At 65.5% G+C, this 10,506-nt stretch carries 11 protein-coding genes and 1 pseudogene; 6 read left to right on the plus strand and 6 right to left on the minus strand.

The window, feature by feature from the left end:
- Window positions 1–117: 117 nt before the first annotated feature.
- Entirely contained in the window at window positions 118–534 is a 417-nt protein-coding gene (locus PXJ20_RS29935; protein WP_421032263.1) for a VOC family protein, read from the minus strand.
- Window positions 531–1,073 carry a helix-turn-helix transcriptional regulator gene (locus PXJ20_RS29940; protein ID WP_421032264.1) on the minus strand — a complete coding sequence of 181 codons (543 nt, stop codon included), beginning with the start codon at window positions 1,071–1,073 and terminating at the stop codon, window positions 531–533. The genes PXJ20_RS29935 and PXJ20_RS29940 overlap by 4 nt, the downstream gene beginning before the upstream one ends.
- Before the next feature lie 333 nt (window positions 1,074–1,406).
- Here PXJ20_RS29940 and PXJ20_RS29945 point away from each other — a divergent pair, with 333 nt between their 5' ends.
- A complete protein-coding gene (locus PXJ20_RS29945) occupies window positions 1,407–2,189 on the plus strand; it encodes a YkgJ family cysteine cluster protein (protein WP_421032265.1) in 783 nt (260 codons plus the stop codon).
- 159 nt (window positions 2,190–2,348) lie between these two features.
- A complete protein-coding gene (locus PXJ20_RS29950; RefSeq protein ID WP_421032266.1) occupies window positions 2,349–3,143 on the plus strand; it encodes a DinB family protein in 795 nt (264 codons plus the stop codon).
- 219 nt (window positions 3,144–3,362) lie between these two features.
- Here PXJ20_RS29950 and fnr read toward each other — a convergent pair whose 3' ends face one another.
- The 4 genes from fnr to PXJ20_RS29970 form a co-directional block, all read right to left on the minus strand.
- Window positions 3,363–4,169, minus strand: coding sequence for a fumarate/nitrate reduction transcriptional regulator Fnr (gene fnr / locus PXJ20_RS29955; RefSeq protein ID WP_413214913.1), 807 nt, complete (start codon window positions 4,167–4,169; stop codon window positions 3,363–3,365).
- A 9-nt stretch (window positions 4,170–4,178) separates the two neighbouring features.
- Window positions 4,179–4,586, minus strand: coding sequence for a response regulator (locus PXJ20_RS29960; RefSeq protein WP_026121649.1), 408 nt, complete (start codon window positions 4,584–4,586; stop codon window positions 4,179–4,181).
- Between the two features lie 396 nt (window positions 4,587–4,982).
- Window positions 4,983–5,630, minus strand: a complete 648-nt coding sequence (locus tag PXJ20_RS29965) for a response regulator (protein ID WP_017775735.1) — start codon at window positions 5,628–5,630, stop codon at window positions 4,983–4,985.
- Complete coding sequence (locus tag PXJ20_RS29970; RefSeq protein ID WP_421032267.1) at window positions 5,627–7,717, minus strand: PAS domain S-box protein; 2,091 nt, start codon at window positions 7,715–7,717, stop codon at window positions 5,627–5,629. The genes PXJ20_RS29965 and PXJ20_RS29970 overlap by 4 nt, the downstream gene beginning before the upstream one ends.
- Before the next feature lie 535 nt (window positions 7,718–8,252).
- On the opposite strand from PXJ20_RS29970, the gene PXJ20_RS29975 reads away from it, so the two are divergent.
- From PXJ20_RS29975 to PXJ20_RS29990, 4 genes and pseudogenes are all read left to right on the plus strand, one after another.
- Entirely contained in the window at window positions 8,253–8,717 is a 465-nt protein-coding gene (locus PXJ20_RS29975) for a universal stress protein (RefSeq protein ID WP_199541857.1), read from the plus strand.
- A gap of 577 nt (window positions 8,718–9,294) precedes the next feature.
- Window positions 9,295–9,693, plus strand: a pseudogene (locus tag PXJ20_RS29980) (DUF2345 domain-containing protein); the annotation flags it as partial.
- 55 nt (window positions 9,694–9,748) lie between these two features.
- Window positions 9,749–10,063 carry a hypothetical protein gene (locus tag PXJ20_RS29985; RefSeq protein WP_421032694.1) on the plus strand — a complete coding sequence of 105 codons (315 nt, stop codon included), beginning with the start codon at window positions 9,749–9,751 and terminating at the stop codon, window positions 10,061–10,063.
- Window positions 10,064–10,066: 3 nt separating this feature from the next.
- Window positions 10,067–10,506: T6SS effector phospholipase Tle3 domain-containing protein (locus tag PXJ20_RS29990; protein ID WP_421057464.1), on the plus strand; the 440-nt coding region annotated here is incomplete at its 3' end.

Here is a 10,506-nt window from a genome sequence, read left to right on the forward strand (position 1 = left end):
GGCGGCATGGCCCGGCATGGCCCGGCGGGGCCTGGCGCCTGGCTTGGCGCAGCGCCACGCGGCGTGGCGTGGCCCCCCGGCCCGGCACTGCGGGGCCACGCCCGGCACGGCCCGCGCTCAGACGGTGCTTTTTGCCGGCTGAATCATCTTCCAGCCGTTGCCGGCGGGGTCGCGAAAGCCGGCGTCCACGCTGCCGAAGCGGTCTACCGGTTCCTGGTTGAACTCCACGCCGCGGGCTCTGAGTTGGGCGTAGCTGGCCCGGCAGTCGTCGACGGAAAGCACGAGCGGCGGCATGGCGCCCTTGGCCACCATGGCGAGCAAGGTTTGCGCGGTGGCGGCGTCGTGGATGGGCGGCCCCGGCAGAAACAGACCCAACTGGAACGACGGCTGGTCAGGGTGCTGCACCGTCAGCCAGCGGTACGGGCCGTTGCTTACGTCCGTATGCACGCGAAAGCCGAGTTTGTCGACGTAGAACGCGAGCGCTTCGTCCTGGTTATCGACGTACAGCCCCACCACGTTGATGCCCTGATTCATGACGCCTCCTCCTCCTGGGTAGATGGCGCGAATGTAGCGCCGGCCGCGCGGCGGCGCTTCTCCAAAACTGCGATGGTGAGGTCGGGACGCTGCGCGGCCTTCAGCACGCAGGCGGGGATGCGCTCCAGTTCGCGCGTGCCGGCCTGCTCCGTGCGTGTCGCGGCGCGCAGGGTGCCGGGGCTTTGGCCCGTGACGTCGCGAAACACGCGTCCGAACGTGCCGAGGCTCTCCCAGCCCGTGGCGAAGGCGATCTCGGTGACGCTCAGTTCGGTGTCGCGCAGCAGGGCGATGGCCTGCTCGATGCGACGCGTGAGCAGATAGCGGTGCGGCGGCACGCCGAAGGCACGCTTGAACGAGCGCGCGAAGTGGGCTTCGGAGACGCCGCTGACCTGCGCAAGACGCCCGACGGGCCAGGCCTCGTGCGAGGCGGCGTCCATGCGGTCTTTGGCGCGCAGCAGGCGGCGCAGCAGGGCGGGGTCTTCGAGGGCGCCGTCGGTTGCCGAAGCGGGGCACGAAGCGGGGCGCGAGGCAGGGCACAAAGCAGGGCACAAAGCAGGGCACAAAGCAGGCGAGGCGGCACGACGGTCTGATCGGGCGGGCATGCGTCTTCGGACAGTGGGCTGGCGGGCTGCCGTAGTTTAGGCTGCATCGTGCGGCAGGAGTGAAGGTGGCAGGGGCCGCCGAAGCTGGCCGGGCCTCGGGGCCTATGCCGCGCAGCACCAGACAGCACCAGTTGTCCCCAGATCAGCCCCAGCCGAATGGCAGCAGCCCGGCGTTTTGCACGGCCTTGTACTGCCGGCGGCGCGATCGCGCCGCACGTAGTACGCTTCGCGCCAGAGCCTGCCCGCCTGTCATTCCCGAATTGGACCGCCATGCCCTCACATTTCTCCTGCACGATGTGCAGCCGCTGCTGCCGGGATCTGCGTCTTCCGTTGAGCCTTGCCGAAGCGGCGGGCTGGCTGCGCGACGGCGGAGAAACGCAGTTGCTCTGCGACGCGATTCCGTGGCCCGTCGAGCCGGCCGCAGACGATCGCCTCGCGGCCTACAAGTTCAGGCGTTCCTTCCCGGCGATGAGCGGCACGCTGCCGTTACGCGTAATCGTGACCGTCGTGGCCGCGTTCGACGGGCCATGCCCGCATCTGCAAGCCGACCTGCGCTGCGGTGCGTACGATCGCCGGCCGCGCGTATGTCGCATTTATCCGGCGGAGATCAATCCGTTCATCGAGCTTCAGCCGGCCGCCAAACTGTGTCCGCCCGAGGCATGGGACGAACGTCATCCCGTGCTCGAAGTGGCGGGGCGTTATGCGGACCCGTCGCTCGTGGCGACTATCGAGGCTTTCCGCGAGGCCGATATCCACGACGTCGGGGCTAAACGCAAACTCTGCGACGTGCTGGGCGTGCGCACGGCGGCGCTGGCGAACGAGGGCTTTGTGGTGATCGCGCCGAGGCGGGAGGCGATGGCGAACGCAATCGCTGCGGCAATGCGCGAGGACGAAGTCGTTGGCGAAGATGCGAACCCGGCATCGTGGATCTTGATTTCGAACCGTCGCAGCACACGTGACACGTTGGCTTCCGTCGATGCAGAGGCACGCGCACCGGACGCCTTGCCCGACCTGCACGAATACCTCGGGTTTCACGCGGCAAGCGGCGAGTGATTGGGCGGGGGCGATGGGCGAATGGCCGGTAGGTCGGTTATTGCCCGTGAGCGCGCCTGTGCCGCGTTCATCGACGGCCCTTCCGGCTAATGGGGTTTCTTGACCCGCGGCTTTTTGTAACGTATCGTTGTGCGACGTTATTAAGCCGGGCTGCCTCCCATGCATTCACGCTTTGACCGCTTTCGCACCACCCCGATCGGGATACAACTCGAAGCGCTAATTGAGTCACCCGACCGCTATATCGAGTTCGCAGCGCTTTCCCGCGTTGGAATGGCCGCCATCGCCGCAATCGCGGACGAACTCGCCGAGAAATTTCCCGAGATAGAGGAGGACACCACCGCGCGGCAGTTTTGCGGGGCGATGGTGGCCGAGGTGATGCGGCGCCACGGCCATGAAGTGGTTCAGGCGCGAGGGCGCGTCGGGCAACCGCTTTTCAGCTACGGCGCCGTGTTCAGTCAGCGGCCCGTGGCGCTGCCGTTCGCGGAAGTGGCCGACGCGCTGGCGGTCATGCCGCAGAAGCTATCCGGCTTCGTTTCGCGCGTACCGGAAATGCGCTGGACGCTTCGGCCGCGCGGAACGGGCTTTTCGCTCGTCGAACACGTATGCCATCTTCGCGACCTCGATGCAGTATTTGCCGAGAGAATCCGCGCTGTGCGCACAAGAGCGTTGCCACGCATCGAATCGGTGGACGGCACGGCGCTCGCCGAGGAAAGGAATTATCTGGCCGCGAATCTGCGCGAGGCCGAGGCGACTTTCGTTCGCTCACGTCAGCGCCTGTGCGACTCGGTCAGGAAGCTCAAGCCTGCGGAGCTTGTTCGCTGCGGACTGCGCGACGGCGTACGAAGAATGACGCTCGAAGAACTCGTGCGAGAACTACTCGACCACGATCGCACGCATTGGCTCGAACTCGAGGAGCTGGAAGTCGAACTCGATGCGCTTGCCGGCGCGAGTTGAGACCTTGGCCGGCGATTCAAGAGCTACGAGAATCTCCGTCGACAAAATCAACAGCCAAAAAAAAGACGGCGCATTGCTGCGCCGTCAAAGCACACACCTCTTTCGAGGCACTTGCACCCACTCATTCGCCGGAACCATCCGGCTAACCTTACGTCCTCAACATTGGCCGCACTGTCATGCGCGGCCAACAGACATGCTGCGTACTGCCGCGTGCAACGCTCACACGCGAGCCAATCCTTCCATATTCGTGATGCGGATCTGCTTGCCGTGCGTATCGACGAGCTTCTCGCGCTGGAACTTCGAGAACATCCGGCTGACCGTTTCGAGCTTCATGCCCAGGTAGCAGCCAATTTCTTCGCGCGTCATGCGCAGGTGGAATTCGGAGGCCGAGTAGCCACGCGACTTGAAGCGGCTCGACAGATTCAGCAGGAACGTGGCGAGGCGTTGCTCCGCGCTCATCGTGCCCAGCAGCATCATGAGACCCGACTCGCGGACGATCTCGCCGCTCATCATCTGGTGCACGTGATGCTGCATCGACTTCACTTCGCGGCACACCACTTCGAGCAGGCCGAACGGAATGATGCAGACCTGGCTGTCTTCCAGCGCGACGGCGTCGCAGCTGTGGCGGCCCGCGTAGACACCGTCGAGGCCCATCGCATCGCCGGCAATCTGGAAGCCCGTTACCTGCTCGCGGCCATCGCGATGAATCACCACGGTCTTGAACGAACCGACGCGCACCGCGTAGATGCTCTGGAACGCATCGTTGCCGCGATACAGCGCTTCGCCGCGGCGCACGTTGCGCGTGGTGCAGATGATCGAGTCGAGCCGTTCGAGCTCCGCCGTGGTCAGGCTGGGCGGCAGGCAGATGGCGCGCATCGAGCAGGTGGAGCAGCGCGTCACGGCGCGCCTGGCGGTGTCGGCACGCGTATCGGCCGGTGCGTCGACAGGGGCAATCGGGTACGTCTGATAGCCGGTGTGGGGCGAGCCAGACGAAACAGCTACGTCGCAGGCGGTACTCGAATACATGTCAATCTCCTAGGCGACAGCACGCGTGCGATGCGTGCGGGCAATTGCTTCAACGGCGCTGCGGGCTTCTTCGAATTCGGCTGTCTTGTCGAAGAAGTACTGCGCTCCCGCCGCGAGGCTTGCTTCGCGAAATGCCGGACCTGCGTGATTCGTCAACATCATCGTGACCACAGGCTGGTTCGCTGCGGTAACGGCTTCAATCAGTTCGAGGCCGTTGCCTTGCGCGAGCCGTAGATCGGCGATCACGAGATCCGGGCAGGATGTTGCAATTCCTTCGAGCGCGGCGGATACGTCTTCCGCTTCTCCCACCACGCACACTCCGTCGATCCTGCCGAGCGAGAGCGAGATTCTTCGCCTCACCGGTACCGAGTCTTCCGCGAGGAAGACTTTCAGCTTGGCGGACCGTTCTGATTTCATGGGTGCAAGTATGGTCTGCGATTCACGGAATTTAAATCGGCGACGGTTGAACTTTCAGTAGGGCGGAAGGAATGCGTGTAGGTCGATTCCTACAGCGGGCGGGGTGTTTGCCGGGCGGCCGGTGTGCCCTGTGAGGCCTTGAATGCGGCGATATGCCGCCGTTCGGCTGGCTCGCGCTTTACTGCACTTCATGCGCGATTCATCAGCGCTTTGGTCGATCTTTTTAGTCGGTCTTTTAATCAGCGCTTTTATGAGCGCCTTGATGAGCGCCTTGATGAGTGTTGCGCAGGCGAGCGTGAAACGAACCGGAACAGGTTGCCCGCGCAACGGCAGGAGAGTGGGCAGCAGAACGCAAAGCGACGACGCAGGGCATACCTTCGCGCCTTGCGGTTTTCGTCAGACTTCGTCGTTATCGTCGAACAGCTTGTGCCGCATCGCATAGCGCACCAGCGCGGCTTCGTGCGGCATCTGCATCTTTTCGAGAATGCGCGTTTTGTAGGTGCTCACGGTCTTCGCGCTCACGCATAGCTCCTGCGCGATTTCGGAGATGCTCTGGCCCGCCGCGATGCGGCGGAACACGTCGAACTCGCGGTCGGAGAGGCGCTGGTGCGGCAGCGTGTCCGCGGGCTCGTTGAGGCTCTGCGCGAAGCGCTCGGCCATGGCGAGGCTCACGTAGACACCGCCCGCGGCCACCTTCGTCACGGCGGAAACAAGCTCCGTGCTGGCACTTTCCTTCGTGAGATAACCCGACGCGCCGGCCTTGAAGGCGCGCACCGCGTATTGCTGCTCGGCATGCATGGTGAGCACGAGAATGCGCAGATTCGGTTTCTCGTCCTTGATCTGCCGGATCAGTTCGACGCCGTTGCGCCCTGGCATGGAAAGGTCGAGCACGAGCACCTGCGCTTCGGTGGAGCGTGTGAGCGCAATCGTCGTCGCGCCGTCCCACGCTTCGCCGGCCACCTCGAAGCCGCTGGCGTTCTGCAGGATATGGCGCAGCCCGTCGCGTACCAGCGTATGGTCGTCGGCGATCAGTACCTTGATCATGAAAGTGTCTCTTCCTGTTGCACGGCCTCGCGAGGGAAGGTGACGGTGAGGGCGAAGCCCTTGCCGTCGGCCGTGTCGATCGCAACCGAGCCGCCCAGCATATGGGCGCGCTCGCGAATGCCGATGATACCGAACGACTTGCCGGCGCGACCGTTCGTCCCATTCGCAAAGTGGGTACTGCCCGGGGCGTTGGCGCCGTCTGCGCCGGCGAGGTGGCCGCCGCGTCCGTTATCGCTCACGCGCAGCACGCAGAAGTTGCCCTCCACGCGCAGCATGAGTTCCACGCGCGTGGCCTCGGCATGCTTGGCGACATTGGTGAGGGCTTCCTGGACGATGCGAAAGAGCGTGGTCGCGCTCGTGCGTGAGAAATTCGTGTCGCCGGGGGCGATGCGCCGGTCCACCTCGATGCCGTAGCGGTGTGTGAAGTCGCCCGCGAGCCAGTCGATGGCGGGCAACAGGCCCAGGTCGTCGAGCATCACCGGACGCAGGTCGGCGGCAATGCGGCGTACGGAAGCCACGGTGGCGTCGATGAGCCGCCGCATGCTGCGAAGCTGCTCCAGCGTGTCGGTGCTTGCGCCGGAATCGGGCCCCACCATGTGTTCCAGCGCGGAGAGATCCATTTTCAGGGCGGTGAGCTGCTGGCCCAGATCGTCGTGCAACTCGCGCGCGATGCGGGTCTTTTCCTCTTCGCGCACGTTTTGGAGGTTGGCGGAGAGTTCGCGCAATTCCTCGCGCGACTGCTTGAGATCGTTTTCAGCGCGCACGCGCTCGGTCACGTCGCGCAGCATCACCGTATAGAGCTTGCCGGTGGCGTCGCGGATCTGCGAGATCGAGGCTTCGATGGGGAATTCCTCGCCGTTCGCGCGCAGGCCATACAGCACGCGCTGGCGGCCCATCTGACGGTCGGAGACGCCTGTCACGCCGAACTGCTCGACGTGCCGCGCATGGCCTTCGCGGAACCGCTCGGGCAGAAAGCGCGCCAGCGGGGCGCCGATGGCATCCATCGCGGAACAACCGAACACGCGTTCCGCCGCGGGATTGAAGATCACTATGCGCTGCGATTCATCGATAGTGATGATGGCTTCCATCGATGAGCGAATGATGCCCATCATGCGGGCCTCGTTGAGCGTCGACTGGGTGCGCGATTCGCCCGCCACCTTGCGCGAGTCGGCGTAGAGGCGCGCGAGCACGAGGACGAGCGCTGCGAGCACGAGCGAAGCGACCACGCCGGCCACCGCTACCGTGGTCTCCACGCTGGCGTTGGCGGCCGCAGCCGCACTGCCGGCCGCCGACCAGGCCAGCGTAAACGTCGTGCCGCCGAACGAGAGCACGGTGGAGCGATGCAGCGCATTCGTGGACGACGTGTTCTCTTCGTCGCCGCTCGCGGTCGCGAAGACGGGCGCGGACGCCTGGCCCGTGTAGACCTGCAGGTCGAGGCCGCGCTCGCCGAAGCGGGCGGGGTCGAACAAGCGGTCGGGGTCGAGCCGGGCGAACAGGATGCCGGCGAGGTTGGCCTGCCGGTCCGTGGCCGTTGCCGGCGTGGCCGGGGTGCCGTACACCGCCAGATAGAGCCACAGCGGGGGGCGCTCGTCGGCGTTGTCCTGCGGCCCTTGGCCGGGGCCAGGCGCGGCCAGCGCTACCTGCGCCGATTCCACCGCGCGCGAAAGCGCGACGCGGCTGTCAGGCGTATTGGGCAGCGCGAAAGCCGGGGCGTCTTCGGCCGCGGGGGCGACGAGCGTAGCCGTGAGGGGCGCGGATGCTTCGGACGCGGCGCCGGGGAAGGTGCGGCCGCGCACGTCGGCGTAGCCCAGCACGCGTACGGGCGACCGGCTGCCCTCGAGGTCGAGCCGGTTGACATATTCGCGCCATGCGGCCGACGTGGGCGCCGGGACGGCACCCATCAGCCCGCGTGCGCCGTTCAGCACGGCGGCGCTGGCTGCGAGTTTCTGCTGAAGGACTGCGGTGACGCGCGTCGTGCGTTGCTCGAAGCGCGTTTCTCCGGCATGCGAGAGTTCCTGCTGCACGACCCACAAGGTCGCGAGCGTAGCGAGCAGCCCCGCCACGAGTGCCACGGTGGCTGCCAGCATGGGTTGCCGCGACAACCGCGGGCCGTTTCTGGCCGCCGCGGGGCCGGCGGATTGGGGACTAGCGGTCATGTGATTCCCGCCGTATCGAGCTCATAGGGACGCAGTCTCATGTCTGGATGCGGTGTGAATGTACGTCTTCGCGGGTTTGCGAATGCAATACCCGCTTCGATCAAGGAAATTGTGAGCGAATTGTGACTGTTTTACACGGCTTGCGCCAGTCCGAAGGCCGCCCCGCGCCGGTCAGCGGGAGATCGGGCGGCTTTTCGCAGGCTTCCGGCGCACTTTGCGCGGGGGCGCGCCGGCGGTCTGCCGGAAAGCGGATGCATAGGGAATACATATCTGCCGCATTTCTGTTCTGGTTCGTTGCGGGCTGCACGCGAGGGCCTTGACCCCTCTTGCCGCTTGATCCTCGTCAACGACGCGGCCGGCCCCATCGCCAGACTGCTCGTTAAGCGCACTGCGCATCATCGCGTCGTGATGAGAGATGCGACGCGCCCTCTGCATTCACCGTCAAGGGCCTGGCCCGGGAGGCAAGATGTACAAGCGGATTCTGGTAGCGATCGACGGCAGCCGCAGCGCGCGGCGGGCGCTGGACGAGGCCGTGAAGATTGCTCAGGCGAGCGGGGCCGTGGTGGCGGCCGTCTATGTGGCGGAACACCACGCGCAACTCGTGGACGTCAACACGCCGTTCGCCGAGGACGTGCCGGCGGATACGCGCGGGGGCTCGGCAACGGCCGCGCTCGAGGACGCCGAAGAACGCTTCCGCCAGCAGAAGGTGCAGGGTACGGCACGCGCCGTGGACGCCTACGGCGAAGACGTGGCCACGGTGCTGCGCCGCGCCGCGGATGAAACCGAGGCGGACCTGATCGTGATGGGCACGCGCGGGCTGCACGGCTTGCGGCGCCTGCTGCTGGGCAGCGTGGCCGAGGCGGTGCTGAGGACCGTGGACAGGCCGGTGCTGGTGGTGCGGTATGACGCGGAGGCGGAGGCCAGCCGTTGAGTGTGTGCAGGACGGCGGATGGTGCGTGGAACGCGGCTGATGGGGGCCGCGTTTCGGGAGATGTGAGCAGGGTGGGCCTCCCCGGCTTTGGCGGTTGATTAGGTTGATTAGGTTGATTAAGGCCTCAGACGAATCGATCGTTAACTTGAGCCGCGACGTGGGGCCGAACGCTCGGCGCCGCCGTCGCTTCGCGAAGCGACTCGGTTACGACCCATACAAATCAAAGAGGGGACTACCCATCCCCGGCATTCCGGCCAGTCCGGCTGCGCCTGACGGGGCCTCCCTCTCCACGGATGAACTGCATGAGCAGATTCAGGCGGCACGCGCGGACCTGATACGGCTGGCCTGCGACCTGGCTGACCGCGAGGCCCCGCGCTGACGCATGGGGCTGCGAGGGAGCCAGGCCGTCTTCCGCCTTTCCCCGCGAACGGACCATGCGTCCCGATGGCGCGCCGTCCGATGCAACGGGCGCCGTCTTTGTCAAAGATGGTTAGCGGCCATAGACACCCCCGCACCTGCTCCGGTATGACTGGCAGCTGATCTGTCATTCATTTCCTGCCGGACAGGGAGAGCACCGTTGACTCCTGCAACAGCGTATTCCGATGCCGCCGCACGCGCGGGCATCAACATCCACCCGTTCTACAGCCTGGACCTGAAGGGCACACCAGCCGCAGCGCTCGCGGACGCTTACGCGTTCGACGGCGAGCGCGGCATCGGCGAGCCGACGAAGTACACGATCCAGTTCACCCATCCCCGGCACGACCTGTCGCGTAGCGATTCACGGTTCAACGTCACGGCGCTGCGCAACGTGGCGGTTGCGGCGGGCGAGGTGCTGTCGCTGTTCGCGCACCGGCTCGGCATCAGGATGTTCGCGGCGCGCGGGAAGGTACAGATACAGGCGCAGTCCGATGCGATGGAACTGGTGGCGCAGAAAAACGTGCAGATCACGAGTGCGGACGGCACGGCTACGGTCAATGCGGCCAATGGTGTGGTGTTGAGCGGCGGCGGCACGGCCTATATCAAGGTGCACGGTGCACGGCGACCACGTGGAGATCGGCGGGGCTGGCAGCCTGATCCTGAAGGTGCCGGACATCAGCAAGCAGGGGCCGGGGGCGCTGTCGCTGCCGGTGCCGAAGTTGGGGCGGATGGATATCGCGAACGACGAGCGGTTCATCCTGAGCGACGGCATTACGGGCCGCCCTGTCGCGAACCGCCCTTACCGGATCGAGCTTGCCGATGGGCAGATCGTTGAGGGCGTCACCGGCGAGCAGGGCGAGACCTCGCTGAGCCGCAAGGACGTTGCCCAGGGACTCAAGCTGACCCTGCCGAACCACAAGGAAGTCTGATTCATGAACGACAAGACCAATCCGCACGATAGCGCGGCAGACAGTGCCGATGCGCCGAAACCCTACCGGCATTCAATCGCCACGCGCGTGGTGCCGATGCAACGCGATCACCTGGGGCGGCCGTACTGGGAGTCCTATCACACGCCGTCGAGCTTCGAGGTGCGCGCCGAGTGCCTGATACCGCCGCACATGCCGGGCGTCATCATCTTCGTGCATGGCGTCAATTCCACGGGCGAGTGGTATGACGCGGCGGAAAAGGCGTTGTGCGCCGGACTGAATGATCGTCTGCACCGAACAGAAGAAACGAAGCTAAAGGCGAATGCGTATATCACTGCGGACTCCGATGGTCGCCCCATTCCACGCCAGCTCGATCCGACAAAGCGCGGACATTCGCCCGTGATCCGCTTCTACTGGGGTTACAGCGCGGCTTCGGGTACCGAACC

The sequence above is a fragment of the Paraburkholderia sp. A1RI_3L genome, from assembly GCF_048957895.1.
GTDB lineage: Bacteria > Pseudomonadota > Gammaproteobacteria > Burkholderiales > Burkholderiaceae > Paraburkholderia > Paraburkholderia kururiensis.